General features: G+C 61.7%; 22 protein-coding genes. 6 read left to right on the plus strand and 16 right to left on the minus strand.

From position 1 onward, the window contains the following. Positions 1–105: 105 nt before the first annotated feature. The 6 genes from BM70_RS0128780 to BM70_RS0128805 form a co-directional block, all read right to left on the minus strand. A complete protein-coding gene (locus BM70_RS0128780) occupies positions 106–588 on the minus strand; it encodes a type VI secretion system tube protein Hcp (RefSeq protein WP_025859232.1) in 483 nt (160 codons plus the stop codon). Between the two features lie 22 nt (positions 589–610). Next, positions 611–2,110, minus strand: coding sequence for a type VI secretion system contractile sheath large subunit (gene tssC, locus BM70_RS0128785; RefSeq protein ID WP_025859233.1), 1,500 nt, complete (start codon positions 2,108–2,110; stop codon positions 611–613). Between the two features lie 78 nt (positions 2,111–2,188). After that, on the minus strand, positions 2,189–2,689 hold the full coding sequence (tssB, locus tag BM70_RS0128790) for a type VI secretion system contractile sheath small subunit (protein WP_025859234.1): 501 nt from the start codon (positions 2,687–2,689) through the stop codon (positions 2,189–2,191). A gap of 37 nt (positions 2,690–2,726) precedes the next feature. Beyond that, a complete protein-coding gene (gene tssA, locus BM70_RS0128795) occupies positions 2,727–3,758 on the minus strand; it encodes a type VI secretion system protein TssA (RefSeq protein ID WP_025859235.1) in 1,032 nt (343 codons plus the stop codon). A gap of 78 nt (positions 3,759–3,836) precedes the next feature. After that, a complete protein-coding gene (locus tag BM70_RS0128800; protein ID WP_025859236.1) occupies positions 3,837–4,874 on the minus strand; it encodes a catalase family peroxidase in 1,038 nt (345 codons plus the stop codon). Positions 4,875–4,925: 51 nt separating this feature from the next. Further along, the gene (locus BM70_RS0128805; RefSeq protein WP_025859237.1) at positions 4,926–5,834 is read right to left on the minus strand and encodes an anti-sigma factor; all 909 of its coding nucleotides are present in this window, start codon (positions 5,832–5,834) and stop codon (positions 4,926–4,928) included. Between the two features lie 484 nt (positions 5,835–6,318). Here BM70_RS0128805 and BM70_RS0128810 point away from each other — a divergent pair, with 484 nt between their 5' ends. Further along, positions 6,319–6,870 (plus strand): RNA polymerase sigma factor, encoded by a 552-nt coding sequence (locus BM70_RS0128810; RefSeq protein ID WP_081782154.1) that lies wholly within the window; start codon positions 6,319–6,321, stop codon positions 6,868–6,870. A gap of 42 nt (positions 6,871–6,912) precedes the next feature. Here the strand turns inward: BM70_RS0128810 and BM70_RS0128815 are convergent, their stop codons facing one another. After that, positions 6,913–7,950: an AraC family transcriptional regulator gene (locus BM70_RS0128815; protein WP_025859239.1), complete on the minus strand. Its 1,038-nt coding sequence runs from the start codon at positions 7,948–7,950 to the stop codon at positions 6,913–6,915. Positions 7,951–8,153: 203 nt separating this feature from the next. Here BM70_RS0128815 and BM70_RS0128820 point away from each other — a divergent pair, with 203 nt between their 5' ends. After that, positions 8,154–9,095 (plus strand): transporter, encoded by a 942-nt coding sequence (locus BM70_RS0128820; protein ID WP_025859240.1) that lies wholly within the window; start codon positions 8,154–8,156, stop codon positions 9,093–9,095. 145 nt (positions 9,096–9,240) lie between these two features. Here the strand turns inward: BM70_RS0128820 and BM70_RS0128825 are convergent, their stop codons facing one another. From BM70_RS0128825 to BM70_RS0128840, 4 genes are all read right to left on the minus strand, one after another. After that, the gene (locus BM70_RS0128825; protein WP_177326603.1) at positions 9,241–10,449 is read right to left on the minus strand and encodes a DSD1 family PLP-dependent enzyme; all 1,209 of its coding nucleotides are present in this window, start codon (positions 10,447–10,449) and stop codon (positions 9,241–9,243) included. Between the two features lie 56 nt (positions 10,450–10,505). Beyond that, positions 10,506–11,837: a D-arabinono-1,4-lactone oxidase gene (locus BM70_RS0128830; protein ID WP_177326604.1), complete on the minus strand. Its 1,332-nt coding sequence runs from the start codon at positions 11,835–11,837 to the stop codon at positions 10,506–10,508. Positions 11,838–11,913: 76 nt separating this feature from the next. Beyond that, positions 11,914–12,267: a cytochrome c5 family protein gene (locus tag BM70_RS0128835; protein ID WP_043274424.1), complete on the minus strand. Its 354-nt coding sequence runs from the start codon at positions 12,265–12,267 to the stop codon at positions 11,914–11,916. A 194-nt stretch (positions 12,268–12,461) separates the two neighbouring features. Beyond that, entirely contained in the window at positions 12,462–13,289 is an 828-nt protein-coding gene (locus BM70_RS0128840) for an arylamine N-acetyltransferase (RefSeq protein ID WP_025859244.1), read from the minus strand. Between the two features lie 119 nt (positions 13,290–13,408). Here BM70_RS0128840 and BM70_RS0128845 point away from each other — a divergent pair, with 119 nt between their 5' ends. The 3 genes from BM70_RS0128845 to BM70_RS0128855 all read left to right on the plus strand — a co-directional run bounded on the left by BM70_RS0128845 (position 13,409) and on the right by BM70_RS0128855 (position 15,485). After that, positions 13,409–13,645: a DUF6555 family protein gene (locus BM70_RS0128845; RefSeq protein ID WP_025859245.1), complete on the plus strand. Its 237-nt coding sequence runs from the start codon at positions 13,409–13,411 to the stop codon at positions 13,643–13,645. Between the two features lie 278 nt (positions 13,646–13,923). After that, positions 13,924–14,382, plus strand: coding sequence for a helix-turn-helix domain-containing protein (locus tag BM70_RS0128850; RefSeq protein WP_025859246.1), 459 nt, complete (start codon positions 13,924–13,926; stop codon positions 14,380–14,382). Positions 14,383–14,480: 98 nt separating this feature from the next. Next, positions 14,481–15,485, plus strand: coding sequence for an NADP-dependent oxidoreductase (locus tag BM70_RS0128855; RefSeq protein ID WP_025859247.1), 1,005 nt, complete (start codon positions 14,481–14,483; stop codon positions 15,483–15,485). A gap of 186 nt (positions 15,486–15,671) precedes the next feature. Here BM70_RS0128855 and BM70_RS0128860 read toward each other — a convergent pair whose 3' ends face one another. Further along, entirely contained in the window at positions 15,672–15,872 is a 201-nt protein-coding gene (locus tag BM70_RS0128860) for a DUF6021 family protein (RefSeq protein WP_025859248.1), read from the minus strand. A 14-nt stretch (positions 15,873–15,886) separates the two neighbouring features. Next, positions 15,887–16,063, minus strand: a complete 177-nt coding sequence (locus BM70_RS33445) for a hypothetical protein (protein WP_177326602.1) — start codon at positions 16,061–16,063, stop codon at positions 15,887–15,889. Between the two features lie 113 nt (positions 16,064–16,176). Between BM70_RS33445 and BM70_RS0128870 the strand changes: the two genes are divergently transcribed. Next, positions 16,177–16,698: a DUF3087 family protein gene (locus tag BM70_RS0128870; protein ID WP_025859249.1), complete on the plus strand. Its 522-nt coding sequence runs from the start codon at positions 16,177–16,179 to the stop codon at positions 16,696–16,698. On the opposite strand, the gene BM70_RS0128875 is transcribed toward BM70_RS0128870, so the two are convergent. The 3 genes from BM70_RS0128875 to BM70_RS0128885 form a co-directional block, all read right to left on the minus strand. After that, positions 16,695–17,162 (minus strand): MEKHLA domain-containing protein, encoded by a 468-nt coding sequence (locus tag BM70_RS0128875; RefSeq protein WP_256220954.1) that lies wholly within the window; start codon positions 17,160–17,162, stop codon positions 16,695–16,697. The two genes, BM70_RS0128870 and BM70_RS0128875, sit on opposite strands and share 4 nt — an antisense overlap. Positions 17,163–17,178: 16 nt before the next feature. Further along, positions 17,179–18,309, minus strand: a complete 1,131-nt coding sequence (locus BM70_RS0128880; protein ID WP_025859251.1) for an MFS transporter — start codon at positions 18,307–18,309, stop codon at positions 17,179–17,181. Positions 18,310–18,379: 70 nt separating this feature from the next. Continuing rightward, positions 18,380–19,744, minus strand: a complete 1,365-nt coding sequence (locus tag BM70_RS0128885) for an MFS transporter (protein ID WP_025859252.1) — start codon at positions 19,742–19,744, stop codon at positions 18,380–18,382. Positions 19,745–19,790: the final 46 nt, after the last annotated feature.

A 19,790-nucleotide genomic window follows, 5' to 3' on the forward strand; every position in this document is an offset into this window, starting at 1 on the left:
CAAGCACCACGGTTTTCCTGCAAAAAACGCGGTGCCTGTGATGGGGCCGCTTCGCGCCCCAGCGCGGGGCAAGCCCGCTCACTACAGCAATCCCGCCAGCCAGAATCAGATTTTCTGGTTCTTTTCCAGGTCCCATTTCTTCGGTGTACCGGTGATCACGGTGTCGCCGGTGAACGAGTCGAACTCGTAGCTGATGGTGGTGAAGTTGATCGAGATGGTTTCGCTCGGGCGCTCGCCGTTACTGCTGGCGGAGTAGGAGCTGATGATCGCGCTGCCCAGGATCAGCTTGAGGAACACCTGTTGTTTCTTGTCCGGGCCGCCGGTCTGGATGAAGTGGATCTCGGCATCGCCCAGGCTCTTGCCGCACACCGCTTGCATGAACAGGTCGGCGGAGGCCAGGTCGGTGGCCTTGGTCAGGGAGATTTCCGAGAACGAGGGGTTGCTGGTGTCACGGTCAGCCCCGCCGCCACTGGTGGAGATGGCCCGGCCCACGCCCATCTGGAGCGCATCGATGGTGATCCAGTCGGTGTGCGCCTCGACGGTGGAGGTGCCTTTGATCTGGGTGCCTTTGAAGTTCAGCAAAATCATGGTGGTTACCTTTCAGGGTTGATCAGTTGGATTTGGTGGACGGCAGCTTGGAAACCAGGCGCAGGGACACTGTCAGGCCTTCGAGCTGGTAGTGCGGGCGCAGGAAGAACTTGGCGCCGTAGTAGCCGGGGTTGCCTTCGACTTCTTCCACCACCACCTCGGCACCGGCCAGGGGCTTGCGCGCCTTGTCGGCATCGGTGGCAGTGGCCGGGTTGCGTTCCACGTAGCGGCCGATCCAGTTGTTGAGCCAGATCTGCATGTCATCGCGCTCTTTGAACGAGCCGATCTTGTCGCGCACGATGCATTTCAAGTAGTGAGCGAACCGGCAGGTGGCGAACAGGTATGGCAGGCGCGCGGCCAGGTTGGCGTTGGCGGTGGCGTCCGGGTCGTCGTACTCGGCAGGCTTGTGCATCGACTGCGCGCCGATGAAGGCCGCCAGGTCACTGTTTTTCTTGTGCACCAGCGGCATGAAACCGTTCTTGGCCAATTCCGCTTCGCGGCGGTCGCTGATGGCGATTTCGGTCGGGCAGGTCATGTCGACACCGCCGTCATCGGTCGGGAAGGTATGCACCGGCAGCCCTTCCACCACACCGCCGGATTCGATGCCGCGAATCTGCGAGCACCAGCCGTAGTGTTTGAACGAGCGGTTGATGTTCACGGCCATGGCGTAGGCGGCGTTGGCCCAGGTGAAATCCTTGGAGCCGGCGGCGTCGGTGGTTTCTTCGAAGTCGAATGCTTCCACCGGGTTGGTCTTGGCGCCGTAGGGTGCGCGGGACAGGAAACGCGGCATCGCCAGGCCGACATAACGCGAGTCCTCACTGGCGCGGAAACTGCGCCAGGCCGCGTGTTCCGGGGTCTGGAAGATCTTGGTCAGGTCCCGCGGGTTGGCCAGCTCCTGCCACGATTCCATCAGCATCACGCTGGGGTCGGCGGCGGTGATCAGCGGGCAGTGGGCGGCGGCGCTGACGCGGGCCATCTGGGTCAGCAGCTCCACGTCCGGCGCGCTGTTGTTGAAGTAGTAGTCGGCCACGAACGCGCCATAGGGCTCACCGCCGAACTGGCCGTATTCCTCTTCGTAGAGCTTCTTGAAAATCGGGCTCTGGTCCCAGGCCACACCCTTGAACTTGCGCAGGGTCTTGTGCACTTCGTTCTTGGAAATGTTCATCACCCGAATCTTCAGCGACTCGTCGGTCTCGGTGTTGTTGACCAGGTAATGCAAGCCACGCCAAGCGCTTTCCACGCCCTGGAACTCTTCGTGGTGCAGGATGTGGTTGATCTGTTCGGTGAGCTTCTGGTCGAGGGCGGCGATCAGGCCTTCGATGGTGCCCAGCACGTCGTGGGGCATCAGTTGGGTGCCTTGCAGCGCTTGCTCGGCCAGGGTGCGCACAGCGGTTTCCACCGCTTCCTTGGCCTTGTCGGTCTTGGGCTTGAACTCTTTCTGCAAGAGACTGGCGAAGTCGCCGGCATCGAACTCGGTCGTGACGAGCGGCTGTCCGGCCTGTTCCGATTGCGTAGTGGACATGACGGTATCCTCGAATTTTGGGCAAAGCGTCCCCGTACCGGGGCAAACGAGGCACCGGCAGAGTCAGCGGTTATTCAGTTATTCGGTTGGTTTGGGCGCGGTGCTCAAGGCCTGCATCACGCTCGGGTCGGCGAGCAGTTTGGCCAGCAGTTCCTCGGCGCCGACCTTGCCGTCCATGTAGGTCAGCAGGTTGGACAATTGGCTGCGCGCGGTGAGCAACTGGTCGAGGCTCGGCACCTTGCGTGCGATGGCCGCCGGGGAGAAGTCGTCCATGGTTTCGAAGGTGATCTCCACCGGCAGGTTGCCCTCGCCGCTCAGGGTGTTGGGCACCTGGAACGCCACGCGCGGCTTCATGGATTTGAGGCGCTCGTCGAAGTTGTCGATGTCGACTTCGAGGAACTTGCGCTCGGCCACTGGCGGCAACGGCTCGGCGGGTTTGCCGGAGAGGTCGGAAAACACCCCCATCACAAAGGGCAACTGCACGGTTTTTTCCGAGCCGTAGATCTCCACGTCATATTCGATCTGCACACGTGGCGCCCGGTTGCGAGCGATAAACTTCTGACTGCTTTCTTTGGCCACAGGACAAGCTCCGGTGAGTGGGGTTGATACAAAAGGGTCAGTTGTCGCCGCTGCGACTTCCGCTGACCAGCGCCAGTTGCGCGAGACCATCGGGGGCGAGGTCTTGCAGCAATTCCATGAAATTCTTGTCGATCAACTTCTTCGCCCGTTGCAGCAGGATCGGTACGGGACTGGCCGGTTCATGGGTCTGGAAATAGGCGCACAGACGGTCGAGGGTCTGGCGTGCGTCTTCGCGGCTGTTGATCTCGCCGCGGCTGGGCTGTGGCAGCGTGGCAGTGGCGTGCGTCATCGGCGCAACGGTTTCAGCTTCAGTTTCGGCTTGCGGGCGACGGATCACTTCAGCGGCGCGGCGCAACAGCGTAGCGAGGCCGCTCAGGTCGATGGCGCGGCCAACGCCGACTTTCTCCGTGAGCAACTGCTCGATCTGCACACTCAAGGCCAGGGCCTGCGCCAAGGCGTCTTGCGTAGCGCTCAGCGCCGATGGATCGGCCTCGGCCAATGCGCCTTCGAGCATCGCCAGGCTGACGTCACCGGCCTGCTCAGTGGCGGCCTGGTCGAGCTGGCGCAGGTTCAGCGTGCCGACACTGCGAGCACTGACCAGCGCTGTACCGAGCAGGTCACGCAACAGCCCGGACGGTTCGCAGAGGAAAGCCAGGATATTGATGCGCAGCAGCGGGTCATTATCGTCGTCGGGGTCGAGTTGGGGATGCATGCCGTTCCAGCACTGCGCCAGCAGCCCGTGAATCAGTTGCAGGCCGGCGGCCAGGCCGGGAAAACCGTGCAGGTTGAGCTGGGCGCGGGTCAGCCAGATGGCCAGGCGCAGGTCGCGGCTGCGCTCCAGCAGCGGCAAGGCTAGCTGCATCACGCGCTTCCAGTTGGGTTCGATGGCCTGGGTGATGGTGTCGCCGTATTGCACCTCGGGTTTGCCGAGGGCTTCTTCTTCCAGTTCGAGGAATTCGGGGTCGTATTCGACGTTCGGGCCACCGCCGCTCGCCTCGCCCTCGCCTAACGGCAAGGGCACGGCAAGCGCAGTGAAATCCAGTGATTGAGCGTCGGTGGGCAGGCCCATCGCAAATCCCTCGTGCAAGTTGTTCTGGGGATAGAACAAGCGAGGGAAATGATTTATTCCGCGGTTGCTTAAAAATTCTTAACGGGCGCTTGCTTCTTCGATGCGCCGGCGATGGGACTCGGCGTACGCGGCCTGGCGCGCCAGCAACAACGGATCATCCGAAGGCTCGATGCCGGCGGGCAACTCCAGCGGGTTGAAATCGATATCGCGGCACGCACCGTCGACCTGGGATTGCTGGACGTCGATCACCAGCACACCGGCATCGATTTGCCGGCGCCCTTGTGGCCAGAGCACGGTGGCGTTATTGGTGACGTCGCCCGGATCAGCGAGCGTGATGATCAGGTGCCAGCGCAGTGGGCCGCGCTCAAGCTGCGTGGCCAGGCCGAAGGCGAGGAAGTCGGGGTCGCTGCGCTGTTCTGCGCTGATCGCCGCGTAAGGCGTCTCCGGCACCATGCTCCAGCGCACAAAACGCACCCTGCCCTGGGCGTCGATCATGCGAAACGCGTTGACGCTGTAGAACGTGGTGTTATCGAACCCCGAAGAAGCAGGATTGGCCGCCAGCCAGTCTTCGAACGCGCGCATCTCAGGATGGGCATCCTTGAAGGCCTGCATTTTTTGCGGGTCGGGGCCGGCGCCGCCGTATTCTGGAATCGAGGCACGCAGTTGTGCGTACAGCCCCTCTGGCGTGCTCACCGGAAACACCGGAACGGAGTTCATCGCCATGTACCAGGTGCTGCCATCGCCCTCGGCGAGTCTTAGCGCCATGCTGCGGTTCATACCGAGCACATCCGGCTCGGCCGGGTCGCCACCGGCAGCGGACAAGCGCCCGATCAACGTTACGCTGCCCCGCCGCAACGGCGCGGCGCTGGAAATCTCTACCGCATTACCATTGCTTTCAAAGCGCCCACTGATGCACTGGCCCTTGGCATGGTTACGCCGGAAACCCGCGTGCGCACCGCCGGCGACGGCTTCCATCTGGTCGACGATTTGCGCAGCCGTCGGTGACGGCGCGCTGAACGAAGGCCGCAGCCACACACCCAGGCCCGTGATCACCACGGCGGCGGCAACGGCAAGGGGCAAGCGATGACGTTTGTTGAGCGGAAAAGGTTTTTTCATCAGGCTTTCTGGGATCACTGCATCGAGAACCGATGCTCGATCCCAGCACGGTCATTTCTGGAGGGAGGCGATCCACATCGGTGCGGGCGAACCGGTAAACAACTGGCCGGCACTGCGGTCGGCGACAAGTCGGGCAACGGCATTGAGGTCGACACCTTCGGGCTCGCCGATCAGGGCGTAGCCCAGCTCAGACTGGCGCCACGTTACTACGTTCATCTGCGCGACGCTTTGCTGGGTGATCGACTGGTCGGGCTTGGGTTCTTTCATCACGCACAGCGCCACCGGCGCACCGCTGGCCGGCAGGTACACCAGTTGGATCAGCGCCTTGTTGTTGAAGCGCAGGCGCTGCACACGCTTGAAGGTCAGGCCGGCTGAACTCAGATCAGGTACGCGCAGCGCCAGGCCGTCGATATCACGGATATCGGCGAGGGTCTTGGTGACGGCATCGGTTGGCTGAGCGCCGTAGGCGACGGTCTCCCGCGTGTACAGATGCTGGTAGGCGGCGGCCTGCTGAACCCAGGGCGAAGCCTGGGCAACGGCGGGCGCGGTGGTATCGACACCCGGCTTCAACGCACCGTTTAACGCACCAATCTGAAGCACCAGGGCATAACAGGCTGCACCCGCAACGAACGTCAGCGCAGGCCATGCAAATTTAGGTTGGAAGAACGCGAACAGGCGGGAGAAAACGCTGTCTGTCTTTGCGTCCGCAAGCGCGTGCGCGGGTTCAGCGGTGCTGTGTTGCGCCGCCAACGCCGCAATACTGAGCTTGAGGCTCTCGGGAACCGGCGGCAGATTCTGCCGGGCAAAGGCTTCCTCATAAGGCAGGCACGAAGCCATCAACCGGGAGACTCGTTCAGCCAGGTCCGGCGAAGCGTCTATGAGCCGCTCTAGCTCTTGGTTCTGTTGCGACGAAAGCTCGCCGTCAACATAGGCCATTAGCAAGGCATCATCCGCTACCATGGGATTTTCTCTCCGTTTGTATTCATCAATTTCTACTGGGTGATTCTCGGCCTTGTGGGCCGAAGCGGCGAGCCGGAGGGTAGCGGCAAGCCATCATATTGATATCAGCTTTACTGTTGCAACAAATCAAAAAAACTTTAAAGCAAGCGCTGAATACTAAGTGACACGCACAAATACTTTAAGAGAACACCCGGGATTCGAAAATATTCCCAGGGCCCGATAAATCTTATATGTTTCACCACATGTCAGGGGCATTTTTCCTGCCACGATTGTCAGAATCATTGGCCTGTAACCTGCATATGCTGTCATCAACCTTTCAATAGCCATCCAAATTGATACACTTTGTCAGCATCTTGATACAGTTCTTCGTCACCCAGGACCCTCAGCACCGCAAAAAGGACGCCGCGACACAGGCATCCGCTACGGTATCGACCTCGTAGCCTGACCGCTCCATTTTAGGCATCAAGAAATAATAAGAGGAAATATGTCGATCACCGGTGCTGACTTACCCGCACTGCTTCCAGACCTGCTACCACGCCTGTGGGCATTTGCGTTGCGCATCTCTGGCGACAAGCATGATGCCGAAGACCTGGTTCAGCTCGCCTGTGTCCGCGCGCTGGAACGGGCCCATCAGTTGCAGCCCGACACGTCGGTACTGAGCTGGATGTTTTCGATTGTGCACTCCACCTGGATCAACGAATTGCGCTCACGCAAAGTACGCAGCCGTTCGCGCATGGACTGGAACGACGAGTTCCTCGAAACCGTCAGCGACCCCGAGGCACCCAACCCGGAGTCCGACCTGATGCACCGGCAGATTATCGAAGCCGTGCAAAAACTCCCCGACGGCCAGCGCGAAGTGATGCTACTGGTGGGTGTGGAGCGCTTCAGCTACAAGGAAGCCGCCGAAATGCTCGACCTGCCGATCGGCACCATCATGAGCCGGCTGTCCCGTGCGCGCCAGGCGATCGGCGCGCTTTTTGATTCGCCAAAAAGCAAACCTTTGCGCGCTCGATCGGAGAGTTCCTCGGCGAGCTGAAAACCCGCTGCACCGGCGTCCTGAACGGGACCACCCAAAGGACTACGCCGCCCCTCCTCCCTCCCCGCGAAATGCACTGGGGCTCACCCCCGTCCACCGTTTGAACGCCCGCCGAAAACTGCGCACATCGCTGTAACCGACCTCTTCCGTGATCCGCTCGATGGACAACCCTGGATTGCCCAGCAGGCCCATGGTCCGCGCGCGGCGTACTTGTTCCAGCAAGGCTTCGAAGGTCAGCCCATGCTCGGTCAAGCGCCGGCGCAGGGTGCGACCACTCATGTTCAAGTCACTGGCGACCTTCTCCAGTTGGCTGCCCTGCAAATCGCGGGAGATCGCGCGCTCCACCGCCTGGATCAGGTCCATCTTCTGGTGCAGTTGGGCGCTTTCCAGCTCCAGCAATTCCAAGGCCTGGCGCAATGCGAGGGCGTGATGGTTGGGCAGGCGTGCATCCATCCAGTGCGGCGCCAGCACCATGCGGTTGTGCAGGCAGCCGAAGCGCACATCGTCACCAAACAGGCGGTGATACTCGGCAACGTAAGGCGGCGGTGCATGCACGAACTCCATGCGCAGTGGCATGAACTGCGCCCCCACCAGCGCACGGCCATACACCATGAGACTGGCAAAGAACTCTTCGGCGGCAAACACCTGCACCTCGGCATAGGGCAACAGACACTCGACGTCGACAAACACCTCAGCGGCGCCTTCGTGGGTGCGGGTGGTGGCGATGCCGCCGGAGGTGTGCTGATGGCGCTCGCCGATCGCAAAGGCATCGCGCAAGGTCTTGCACAAGGAAATCACATGGCCGAGCAGCCCCAGGGTGCCCAGCACATTCTGGTTACCCACCCACAGGCCCAATCCCTGATCAGGCAAGACCTTGAGCGCACGCTGGATCATCGCCACGGCCTGGCGATAGGAGATGCGTTGCGCCGGGTCATCCAGGTCGGCCAAGGTGAACCCCAGGCCACGGCACAGGGCTTCGGCACTGGCGCCCTTTTGCGCCACCACCTGCCCGAGGGTCTGCAGTAGGAACGGCGACACGAGCGCCAGCTCAAAGTGCGGGTCTACGGCTTTCCTTTGCATGGATCACGGGTTCCTGACTGAGTACTTCAGTTCTTGTTTTAGAAACATTCTGACAATCATAGGCGCTTGCAAGATTCACTGCCCCCTGAGTGAAACCTGTCCGGCAAAGCCCCCCTATCTGGCCGCAAAAACCCTGCCCTGCAGGGCGCACAGGGCTTATTTCTATGGCCTGCAGTGCCCTAACAATAATAATGAGGCCAGACATGAACCCCACCCGTGCACTTCACTCGCTGCAACTCGCGCTGTTGAGCCTGATCAGCCTGCCGGCCCTGGCCACCGAAGGCGGTGTCGACAATATCGGCCCCGGCACCGATGGCTTCTACACCCTGCCCCTGAATGTGAACAATCTGCCGGACCATATGTTCGCCTTCAACCTGTACTACAACCACTACGAAGCCAGGAAGCTGGACATCAGTTCCCTGGGCGGCAAGGTCTCCGATGTGCGCATCCAGTCGGACGCGATCATCCCGCGCCTGGATTACCTGAGCCCGGTGCGTATTTTCGGCGGGCGCCTCGGCGGCTATGTCGCTCAGCCGTACCTCAAGCAGCAGGTGGGGCTGTTCGGCATGTCCGACACCCGGGAAAGCATGGGCGACACCACCGTGGCGCCGATCATCCTGTGGGACCTCGGGCCCAGCCTGACCCTGGGCGCCGCGGTGGAAATCACCCTGCCCACCGGCGAATACGACGCCTCGCGGCTGGCCAACACCAGCAATAATTTCTACACCTACAAACCGTTGGTTTCGGCGACCTGGATGCCTAACGAACGTACCGAGTTGTCGATCAAGACTACCTACAGTTTCAACAAGGAAAACCACGACACCGACTATCGTTCCGGGCAGATTTTCCACTTCGATTATTCGGCCAGCTACAAGGTCACCGACAACCTGAGCCTGGGTGTGAATGGTTATTACCTCAAGCAGACGACCGACGATAAGCAGTACGGTCATACGGTGGTGAACATCTTGGGTGAAGAGGTGAATGATGGTGTGCGGGGGCAGGTGTTTGCGATTGGACCGGCGGTGTATTTCACCTTTTTGAAGTACGCCAGTGCTGAGGTGCGGTGGGCCAAGGAGTTTGAGGTGGAGAATCGGCCGGAGGGGGATATGTTGTGGGCTAAGTTGACGATTCCCTTTGCGCTGTGAAAGCTGGCTTGCCAGCGATGGTCTTCAACGATAACGCGGGGCGCCAGAATGCACGCGGCGCCCTCGCGTTTTTCGCCGGCAAGCCGGCTCCTACGGGACCGCGTATCCATGATGCGAACCGCAGCAATGGATATACGCCCCGTTATCACGAATAAACCGGCCAAACCTCAATAACCTTACCCCCCCGTACCCCCAGCAAATCCCCAAACTGCAACAACACAAACTCACTCTGCGTCGGCCGCAAAAACACCTGGTCATCCACGTTCAACCCCACAGCCGGCGACCCATTGACCATCTCCTGATTAGAACTACGCCCATACAACTCATTACTCTTCAGCCCCTGCGGCGACTCAAACTCCGCCAGCCAATTCCCCCCATAAATAAAGTAAGTCCCCCGCTGGTTCGGATCCCACCACGAAAACACCCGAGACTTGCCATCCAACGCCGGAATATCCACCGGCCCCGTGCTCTTCAACACCGGCGCGGCAATAAACACCGCCGGCACATGCTCGCTCAAGGAAGGCAAATCATAATGGGTAGGCTTGAGCAACGCGGTCCCCACCGACACTTCCGTACTCAGTCGCTCCTGCTCATGAATCCGATAACTCGGGCTCCCCGCCGTATTCAACGTAAGCCCCTCCCTCCACAACCCGGCGAAGTGCTGCCGAGTAAAATCCACATAGCCGTTGTAGCGCTGCATCACCTGCTCGAACAACGCCTGGGGCGAACCCAGAATGCCGGGCACGCCCATGCCCACGAACGGGTCGTAGCCCATAAACCCGGCGAACGCCAAATACTGCGGGTTCGCGCTGATCAGCGTGAGCATCTGCCCCAGCACCGCGTTGTCACGGATACCGCCACGATGCAGCCCCACATCGAGTTCGATATTGACCCGCAAGCAAACACCCAACCCCTGCGCCAACCCCAGGTATTGCTGCAACCGCTCAGGCGTATCCAACAACCACTGCAACTGCCGCGACGGGTCGAACGGCCCCTTGTGGCTTTGATAAAACAGCTCAGCCGAACGCACCGGCAGCGGCTTGCCCAGCAGGATGTCCGCCTCGGGGAACACCTGCGCATCATGATTCAGGAACGGCTGGTGAAACGACATCAGCCGCTGGGTGCCGGCACGCTTGGCGATGTAGGCCAGCAGCCCGGGTGATGGCAGGGACTTCTCCACCAACCGCAGGTGTTTACCGCCGCGTTTGACCGACTGCATGACCACGTCGATGTTGTGATCCAGCCGATCCAGGTCGATCAGCATCACCGGGCGCATCGGCCCGTGGGCCTTGAGTTCGGCGTTGAGGGTACGGAAGTAATCGTTGTAGGGACTGCCACGGTCACTCGGGCGCAGCAACCAGATACCAGCGGCCAACAAAGCGCCCGTGCCGAGTACAAAATGTCGACGGTTCATCGGGCCACTCCCAGGATGGATGACAGGTGCGCATTGAGGAATTTTCCACTCGGGTCCAGCTCACGGCGCACGCGAGTGAACGCGTCCCAGCGTGGGTACAGCGGCTGCAGCGTGCGCGCATTGAGGGTGTGCAATTTGCCCCAGTGCGGGCGGCCGGCGTATTTCCAGAAGATCGGCTCCACGGCGGCGAAAAAGTTGTGATGGTCCATGGCGTAGTGTTGGTGCACGGAGATCGAGCAACTGTCGCGGCCTTCGAACATGCTCAGGGGAATGTCATCGGCCTTGACGTAGCGGTACTCGATGGGAAACCAGGTGCGCAGGTCCTTGTCGTTGATCAGCTTGAGGATCTCGCGCAGGCACGTCGGCCCATGCTCGGCAGGCACCGAATATTCCATCTCGTTGAAACGCACATTGCGCACGTTGGCGTACACCTCGAAGGACTCGGCCACGCGGTCCTCGAAGCTGGCAAAAAAGCGCAGGCTGTTGAGCAAGGTGCGACGTGTGCCGGGGAAGTCGCTGGCGTATTTGTCGAGCTTTTCGATGATCGTCACGAACTCATTGCCGCCCGCCTCCGCCGGGTCGATGGGCGGCGTTTCTGCATCGTTGGTTTCATTGAGGGCAATCGACAGCGCATAGTCGGAATGGGTGACCACCAGCATTTCCCAGTGCTGGTTCTCCCGCGTGTTTTTTTCCACGTCTTCCAGCAGCTCTTCGGTCTTGGCGATCCACTGGCGTTCGCGCAGGCGATAGGGCGTGCGGTTCTGCGAGCGAATGCGGGTGGCCACGCCCAGCGCGCCGAGGGACACGCGTGCCGCATTGAACACCTCGGGATGGCGCTGGGCGTCGCAGTCCAGCACTTCACCCTGTGCGGTCACCAGTTGCAAGCCGGTGACGCAGCCAGAATATGAAGTGAAGCCCACGCCGGTGCCGTGAGTCGAGGTGGAAATCGCCCCGGCCAGGGTCTGGTAATCGATATCCGCCATGTTCGGCAGCGCCTGGCCCACTGCCTTGAGCGCCGGGCCCATGCGCGACATCGGCGTGCCGGCGGCGAAGGTGGCCTGCAAGGTTGCCGGGTCGTGATCGAGCAGCCCATTGAAGTAGCTCAGGGACAGCAAGGTGCCGTCGGTGGGCACCAGGGCGCTGAAGGAATGCGCCGAGCCAACCGGCCGCACCTGCCCCGGCGCCTGGCGAATCACCTGCACCAGTTCGTCCAGGTCTTTCGGCGCCAGGCGTGCCAACGGCAAACAGGTCTGCGCCCCCGACCAGTTGCGCCACGGAATCAGACGAGGTGCCCGCGCCAACTGGGCCAGCACCGGGTTGCTGGCCAACGCCATGAAAATCCCTGCCACTGCTGAGCGCTGCAAAAGTTGCCGCCGTGAAAGCACCATCCATCACCCCGTCTTATTATTGGATTTGAACACCGGCCATAAAGCCGATCAGCGCCACAAACTGCTCTTCGGAACACTGCATGCACAGGCCCATCGGCGGCATGCCGTTGTAGCCGTTGATGCTGTGGTCGAGCAGCGTGTCGACACCCTGGGCGATGCGCGGGCTCCACGCGGCGCGGTCGCCTGTCAGCGGCGCGCCGGAGGCTGGGTTGGCGTGGCACAGCTTGCAACTGCTGTCATAGACCTGGGCCAGCGCCGGGTCGGCGGGCATGGCAGTCGCCGCAGTGGCGCGTTCGGGGGAATGTCGGGGTTTGTCGTCACAGGCCGTGAGCAGGCCGAATACAACCAACAGCAAGGCAATGCGGGGCATGGCCACCCTCTCTTCTTATGATGTGGAAAGCTGTTTCCACACTAAGGCAGCGGCGCAGCGACGTTGAGGGTTTTGGCGGACACAAAGGGGGGCTGTTGCGGACAGTTGAACGTGGGCGTTGGGCACCCACGTCCAAGGGTGGCACTTAGAACGTGATGTCGTGCTTGTTCGGCGAAGACTCTCTCTCAACGCGATTAAGCGTTAGCTATTACAAGGCCATCAAGGATCTGGCGCAGCGCCGGCGAGGCCGGTACGCGAATTCCAAAGGTCTCGGTCAGCACATCCAGCAGTTCATCGGCACTGTCGAACGTGCGTTTTTCGCTCGGCCGATCCAGGTAGTGCACGGCGTAGTGGGCGTTGTTCAAAGTATGGCGTTTACCCGGTGCCAGGCGTGCGACTTTCAACTGGCCCACGAAGGGCGAATCCGGGTGCGTAGAGACGTACCAGTTGCCGATCTCATAGTCGATGGCCGCCTGTTCTTGCAGGTCGAACACATACAACCCACGCCACTCCTCCCCGACTTGTGCCCACAGCGTGTAGCTGCCCTGCCCGTCGAAGCTCAGGCGATAAGGCTCATGCGCCGTGGCCTGCACCGCTTCGGTATCCAGTTGCAACGGGCTGCTGGGCACCATGCCGCCAAAGCCGACATCGCTGATATAGCGCACGCCATCCAGCGTCACCAGGCTCAGGCGATGGGTGCGCGCCGTGTGCGCATCCGGCGGCCCGCCCATCACCACCCGACCGGTGATGCCGCGTGCGTCAAAGCCGAGTTCCTGCAACAGCGCCAGGAACATCTGGTTCAACTCATAGCAATAACCGCCCCGGCCCTCCAGCAGCACTTTTTGCTCGACACTGGGCAGGTCGATAGGCACCGGCAGGCGCATCAAGGTCGACAGGCTCTCGAAGGCAAAGGTGCACACGTGGCGCAGTTGCAGTTCCTGCAGGGTTTGCAGGGTCGGCGCTGGCGGTGCGTCATAACCCAGGCGTTGCAGATAGAGGCGGCTATTGGTCAGCAGAGGCATGGCGCAATCCTTGGGCGCGAGGTGAAGCGTCACTATGCCGCGCCAGCACGCAGATTGTCATTTTGAATGAACCTTTTTGAACACTCCCGTATCCATCTATAACAACACAGGGAGGCAACATGAGTACCGCAAAAATCTACACTATCCACTACCAGTTGCACGGTAAACCGAAGTCCTTTGTTGTACGTGCCGACGTGATGAACAACGCAGAGGCCTGGCACTGGGCGGCGGTCGATGCCGACATCGCGCACGTGAGTCGCGTGGGGCGCGTGGGGCATGAACAGGTGAAGAAAACGACTCGGCCTTGGGCGGAGAAGTTTGGAATTACCGAGGTGACGTGGGTCGCGCCCAAGTAAGGGGAAAGCCCCGCTGTATGAGGCGGGGCTTTTACAGGTCATTTGCGCATTTTGTGTTGCCTGGCAGGGCTTTGTCGGGCTTCCCGCCTTGTTTCTTTCCTGCAGGCGAACGGGCCTGGTTACCTACCGAAACATCGATATCCTGCCTTCTGACTGAAGCTCAATGCCGTCCCCCCGAACGCAGGTTCGTGCTGTGTACCGATTGAACTTACAATGGCCAACCCCCGGGCGTATCTATACGCCTGTTCTGCTTTCCCCCACGTCAGAGGATCCTGTTTATGCAACGCACGGTATGGGCCGAAGCAAACTGCCCATTGGCACGGGCTGTCGACCTCATTGGTGAATGGGGCAGCCTGTTGATCCTGCGCGAGGCTTTTGGTGGCGTGCGTCGTTTTGACGATTTTCAGGCAAGGCTGCAAATGTCGCGCAACCTTCTGACGGCTCGCTTGAAGAAGCTGGTGGCAGGCGGCGTATTGATGCAGCAGCCGGTTGCCGAAAATGCCCGCCGGCTCGAATACGTCCTGACGCCGATGGGAGAAGATCTGGCCACGACCATCGTCGCCATGCGCCAGTGGGGAGACCGCTGGCTGTTCGCGCCAGCCCCTCATCCTGTGGACATGGTCGACTCGGTCGATGGCGGCGTGATCCCGCCCTTGGAAGTTCGTTCTGCAACGGGAAGGCGGGTACTGCCCTCGGAAATTCGCCTGGAGCCATCGACGGCGAGGCAGGAGAACTGATAGCAGAAAAAGCATGCCTTAAGCCCACCTCTGAATTTAAGTTCAATATTGAGACTAATATGCTAGATTCATATCTCCCATCCAGCGGAGGTACCGATATGAAAGCGGCTTTTTTAACCGGGTATGGTGGCAATGAAGTGGTGGCGTTCGGCGAATTGCCAGAACCAGAGGTCAAGGACGGTGACGTTCTGATTGATGTGTTCGCCGCGGGCGTCAATCCGGTGGAACTGGCAATGCGCGAAGGCAACTATCGTCAGTTGCTGCCCTTCACGTTTCCGCAGGTACCGGGTTTCGACGTGTCCGGTGTCGTCATTCGTGCGCCGGAAGATTCGGGTTTCAAAGCCGGTGACGCCGTCTTCGCGCGCCTGCCGGGCAACGCTGTCGGCGCTTATGCAGAACGCGTGGCTGTACCGGCTCATCTGCTGGCCCGCAAGCCCTCCACGCTGTCGCATACCGAGGCTGCCAGTCTGCCGACTGTGGCACTCACTGCGTGGCAGGCGTTCCTTGAGCGTGTGCACCTGAAACCCGGTGAGCGCGTGCTGATCCAGGCCGGAGCCGGCGGTGTCGGCACGTTCGCGATTGCCTTCGCCAAGCACCTGGGTGCCCATGTAACGGCGACCGCCAGCACCGCCAACCAGGAGTTTCTGAAAGAACTCGGTGTCGACCAGGCCGTCGATTATTCCCGCGAACGTTTTGAAGACTTCGGGCCTTACGATGTCGTGTATGACGGCGTGTGCGGCGAGTTGACCGAGCGAGCGATCCTGAGCCTGAAGCCGGGAGGACGCTATGTGGGGCTGGTCCGTTTAGCCGACGCACGCGCCTTCATGTCGCTCGGTTTGCCAGAAGCAATGGCCAAGGCAGCCTCCGCTGGCAACGCACGTTTCGAAGCATTGGCGGCGGAGCACGGCGTAGCGTTTCACGGCCTGATCACGCGCTCTGACGGCGAGCAACTGCAGGAAATTGCCGCACTGGCGCAGGCGGGCGTCATCGAGCCGGTGGTGAGTAAAGTCTTCCCGCTGGACAAGCTGGATGACGCCTATGCAGCGCTGGCGACAGGTCGCACGCGAGGCAAGCTGGTGATCGAGGTTCAGGCGGGGCGTTAATCCGGCAAATGGCAGTTAGCGCGAGCGGCGTTGAGCATGTACCCGTCTGCCCGGGAACAAGGCATATTCACCTGATCAGCCCTGAATGGGTCAGGTGAATAGCCGCCTGAGGGACATTTGGCTGTTTGCAATCCAGCAGCAGGAGCGCCCTGTTCTCAAGAGCGCCCCTTAGCGCTGCGTGCCGGCTCAAGGCTTCAAATCGCTCAACGGGTCATAGGGCGGCTTTTTCTCGTCCTTATCCTTCTTTCCCTTATCCAGCGGCGCAATAGCCGGGCCGATAGGATCCACTTGCGGATCCGCCACGTCCGGCGAATCCGGGTCGAACCCCAGCTCGTCCTTGCCACTTGCATGCTCGCCTGAAGACGGGCCTTTCGGCGTATTACTCACGGCGTTCTCCTTTTTCAAAGTGGGCGGGCTTTGTCGTGGAGGTTTTCCAGGTCTTCCTCGACATGCTCTACGTCATTGTCCTGACGCTCCGCCGGGTCGTTGGGGCGCAACGCATCGTTGTCGCGCTCCTCTTCACCGGGTGTGCGGTCAGGGTTCGGGGTGCCGGGTGGTGGCTGGTTGTAGTCGGACATGATGGTTCACCTCAAAGGGTCTACACAGGTTTAGAGAAACCGCCCTGCGCCATCGTTCAACTTGTTTGCCCAGGCGTGAGATGATGCGGGCCCCTTCTGGAGACATGAACCGGATGTTCGAGCTCAAACCCTGCGACCCTGTGACCTTCCGCCAACAGACCCGGCGCAGCACGCTGATTGTCGCGGTGCTGTTCCTGGCCCTGGCCATGGTGCTGTCGACCCTGGCGGTGATGCTGTTCGGCGAGCCTGGCGGTGACAATTTCCGCTTCAATGTCGGTGGCGTGTTCGCCGGGGTGCTGATCACGCTGGCCCTTGTGCGTGGCCCGTTCTGGACCCAGGCGTGGCTGGCGCCGGCGGTGTATGGCTGGCAACTCAAGCGCAACCTGATGAGCGTGACGAATGTGATGCACAAGGTCACCGAACGGGTCCAGGCCAATGACCCGACGGCAATCAAGGTGCTGCGCTTCTATCACTTGGGCCTGACGCAGATGCATGAACTGGATGCCAATTCCAGCGCCCAGGTGCAGTTGGTCGCGGAGGTCGAGGCGCACAAGGCCAAGATGCAGGCGCTGGGGATCGAGACCGAGCAAACCCGGTTCGACCCCGCGTGGCTGGATGCCTTTAAGACCGCTTAAGCCAACACGCCGATGCGCTGTTCGTCGGGCCAGAACAACGCCGCCTGCCCGCACGCCTGGCCGGCGTCATCGAGCAGGGTCCACACCACGCCGGCGTGGATCATGAACGGTTGCTGGTGAGCATCCACGCGCCAGCCGCTGTAGCCTTGGGCGATGCCGTTGGCGGTGACTTGCTCGAGCAGTTCCTGGCGCGCCGCGCGGTCGAGTTCCGAGGCGCTGTAGCGTGAGGGCATGCCGATGAAGGTGTCGCGCGAGTATTTGAAGCACCGCAGGGCGCAGTCATTCACATAGGTAAAGCGCGGGTCGGCGCCGCCGTCATGGGCCAGCAGGCTGTAGGGCGCGTCGCTGTGCAGCCAGGCCAGCCGCTGTTGCGGGTCCAGGTGTACGGGGGCCGGCAGGCCCTCGCCGGTCCAGTGTCGATACGCCGCATCCAGCAGGCTTACGAAGTTTTCTTGAAGGGACACACACAACCTCACCGTGTCAGTTGGACATTTTTGCCTGCCAGCAGAACACCGCGCTCACCGCGATCGCCGCGCCCGCCAGGCCAAACACCCAGGGGGCCGAAGCAATCGGCAGCAGCAGGCCGGCCAGCAACGGCCCGAGGCCGGCGCCGATATCCCGCCACACGGCATTCGAAGCCAGGGCCGAGACGCGCAGCGAACCGGGGTTGCGCTCGGCCACCAAGGTGGTCACCAGCGGCAGTTGCAGCGCGCGCAGCACCAGCACCGCCGCCGCGCCGACGATCACCCAGTAACTGCCAAACGCGGTCAGGGCCAGGGCACTCAGGAACGAAAACAGCAGCAGCATCGAGGTGGCGCCAAAGCGCTGGGCCGCACGCCCGCCCAGGGGGCTCAGGAGCATTTCCGAGACATAACGCAGCGCCATCAGGCCACCGGCGATCAGTACTGCATCGCCGCCCAGCAGCTTCTGCGCCTGGATCGACAGGCCGAAGATAAACAGGCCATCCAGCGCCACACCTTCGATAAACGACCACACCGCCACACTGTCCGGCCACTTGAAGCGTCGCCCCGGCGTGGTGTGCAAATCATGCCCCACCGTAGGCAAGCCGCGCGCCATCCACCAGCCCACCAGGCAGCACCCGGCCAGAATCAGAAAAATCGGACGCGGCCCGGCCCACAGGGTCAGCCAGCCGCCCAGCGGCAACGCCAGCATCGGCCCGAGGGCGATCAGCGCCCGCGAACGCCCGGCCCGGCGTGCGGCACCGGCGGGTTCCGAGGTGGCCAGCACTTGGGTCGACAGGTTCAACGCGGCGAAACACAGGCCCCACACCAACCGCAGCCCCAACAACGCGGCGAAACCCGACAGCACCGAGTTGCCCACCGCACACAGGGTCGCCGCACCGGCAGCCATCATGCAGGTCAGGCGGTCGCCGTTGCGCGCGTAGAAGTTGAGGACATGCCGGTAGCCGAAAATCCGCACCAGCCGGTTGGCTGCCAGCAACACCCCGGCCTGGGCCAGGGTGATGCCGAAGGCCTGGGACTCCATCGGCAGCAAAAGGTAGAGCAGCACGTCACTGGGCAAGCATAAAGCCAGGGTCAACGCGGCGCGGCGGGAGTGTGTATCAGCAGTACGGAGGGCCAGGCTGGACATAAATCTGAAACATCCCGAAATACTCAGGTCGCCACGGTAGCCTTCCGCACCCGTGTTTTACAACGCCCAATCACGGCTTTTTGCCGTAGGGCAACAAACGCAAGCCACTGGCTACCGCGCCGACCAGGGCAAAGCCGCAGCCCAGCCACAGCGCATAGTGCGGCCCGCTGCCCACCGACAGGTGGAAACACAAGGCCACCAGCGACGCCCCCAGCGTTTGCCCCAGCAACCGCGAAATCGCCACGATGCCACTGGCCCCGCCGCTGCGGGCCAGCGGCGCGCTGGTCATCAATGCCTTGAGGTTGGGCGACTGGAAGAAGCCGAAACCGGCACCACACAGCGCCATGCGCCAACCGATATCAAATGCCGAGGCGCCACTGCCCAGGGTGGCCAGCGCGGCCATGCCCACGCTGAGCATCAACAAGCCGATGCCGCACAGCACACCCAAGGACACACGGTCGGCCAGGCGCCCCGCCACCAGCGCCATCACCGCCACCACGGCCGGCCACGGCGTCATCAGGAAACCGGTTTCCACCTGGCTATGGCCCAGCACCGCCTGCAGCAGAAAGGGCAGCGACACAAACGCCAGGCCTTGGGCGCTGAACGCACAAATCGCGGTCAGGGACGACAAGGCAAACACCGGGCGCTTGAACAGGTCCAGTGCCAGCATCGGCGCCGGGTGCCCGGCCTGGCGCCGCAGCAGCAAGGCACCGCACACCAGCGCCACGGCGATCAGGCCCAGCGTCAGCACGCCCTGGGCGCCGTGCACCGCCGTGCCCAGGCCCAGCACCAACAAGGCAAACAACCCGGCACACAACAACGCCGCGAGTCGGTCAAAGGCATGCCCGGTCATGGGCAACGCTGGCAATGAACGCAGGCCCAATCCCAAGGCCAGCAAGCCCAGCGGCACGTTGATCAGGTACAGCCAATGCCAGGTCGCCACCGACAGAATCGCCGAGGCCGCGGTGGGCCCCAAGGTAAACGCCAACCCGACCACCAGGGAGTTGTAGCCCAGGCCTCGTCCGAGCATTTTCGACGGGTAGATATGCCGCAACAACGCCGTGTTCACGCTCATGATCGCCGCCGCCCCGAGCCCCTGCGCCACGCGCGCGGCCGTCAGGGTGACCAGCGAACCCGCCAGCCCGCAAAACAGCGACGACACGATAAACAGCAGCAACCCGCCGAGGTACACACGGCGATGCCCCAGCACATCACTGAGCGACGCAAACGGCAGCACTGTGGCAATGATCGCCAGCTGATAGGCATTGACCACCCAGATCACCGAGGCGGAATCGGTGCCAATCCCCTCGGCCAGGGTCGGCAAGGCCGTGTTGACGATGGCCGTGTCCAGGGTCGCCATGCCGATCCCCAAGGAAATCGCGAGCACCGCCGGCAGGCGTTTATTGAGGGGCAACCCATCGGCAACAGAAGACATGAACAATCCGCACAGGTGACAAAGGCGCTTAGATTAAGGGCTGCGG

The sequence above is a fragment of the Pseudomonas sp. CHM02 genome, from assembly GCF_000612585.1.
Classification (GTDB): Bacteria; Pseudomonadota; Gammaproteobacteria; order Pseudomonadales; family Pseudomonadaceae; genus Aquipseudomonas.

Bases quoted from the DNA above. Each gene is read 5' to 3' on its own strand.
- BM70_RS0128780 (WP_025859232.1), bottom strand. From the start codon at position 588: ATGATTTTGCTGAACTTCAAAGGCACCCAGATCAAAGGCACCTCCACC.
- tssC (WP_025859233.1), bottom strand. From the start codon at position 2,110: ATGTCCACTACGCAATCGGAACAGGCCGGACAGCCGCTCGTCACGACC.
- tssA (WP_025859235.1), bottom strand. From the start codon at position 3,758: ATGGGCCTGCCCACCGACGCTCAATCACTGGATTTCACTGCGCTTGCC.
- BM70_RS0128800 (WP_025859236.1), bottom strand. From the start codon at position 4,874: ATGAAAAAACCTTTTCCGCTCAACAAACGTCATCGCTTGCCCCTTGCC.
- BM70_RS0128805 (WP_025859237.1), bottom strand. From the start codon at position 5,834: ATGGTAGCGGATGATGCCTTGCTAATGGCCTATGTTGACGGCGAGCTT.
- BM70_RS0128810 (WP_081782154.1), top strand. From the start codon at position 6,319: ATGTCGATCACCGGTGCTGACTTACCCGCACTGCTTCCAGACCTGCTA.
- BM70_RS0128815 (WP_025859239.1), bottom strand. From the start codon at position 7,950: ATGCAAAGGAAAGCCGTAGACCCGCACTTTGAGCTGGCGCTCGTGTCG.
- BM70_RS0128820 (WP_025859240.1), top strand. From the start codon at position 8,154: ATGAACCCCACCCGTGCACTTCACTCGCTGCAACTCGCGCTGTTGAGC.
- BM70_RS0128835 (WP_043274424.1), bottom strand. From the start codon at position 12,267: ATGCCCCGCATTGCCTTGCTGTTGGTTGTATTCGGCCTGCTCACGGCC.
- BM70_RS0128840 (WP_025859244.1), bottom strand. From the start codon at position 13,289: ATGCCTCTGCTGACCAATAGCCGCCTCTATCTGCAACGCCTGGGTTAT.
- BM70_RS0128845 (WP_025859245.1), top strand. From the start codon at position 13,409: ATGAGTACCGCAAAAATCTACACTATCCACTACCAGTTGCACGGTAAA.
- BM70_RS0128850 (WP_025859246.1), top strand. From the start codon at position 13,924: ATGCAACGCACGGTATGGGCCGAAGCAAACTGCCCATTGGCACGGGCT.
- BM70_RS0128855 (WP_025859247.1), top strand. From the start codon at position 14,481: ATGAAAGCGGCTTTTTTAACCGGGTATGGTGGCAATGAAGTGGTGGCG.
- BM70_RS33445 (WP_177326602.1), bottom strand. From the start codon at position 16,063: ATGTCCGACTACAACCAGCCACCACCCGGCACCCCGAACCCTGACCGC.
- BM70_RS0128870 (WP_025859249.1), top strand. From the start codon at position 16,177: ATGTTCGAGCTCAAACCCTGCGACCCTGTGACCTTCCGCCAACAGACC.
- BM70_RS0128880 (WP_025859251.1), bottom strand. From the start codon at position 18,309: ATGTCCAGCCTGGCCCTCCGTACTGCTGATACACACTCCCGCCGCGCC.
- BM70_RS0128885 (WP_025859252.1), bottom strand. From the start codon at position 19,744: ATGTCTTCTGTTGCCGATGGGTTGCCCCTCAATAAACGCCTGCCGGCG.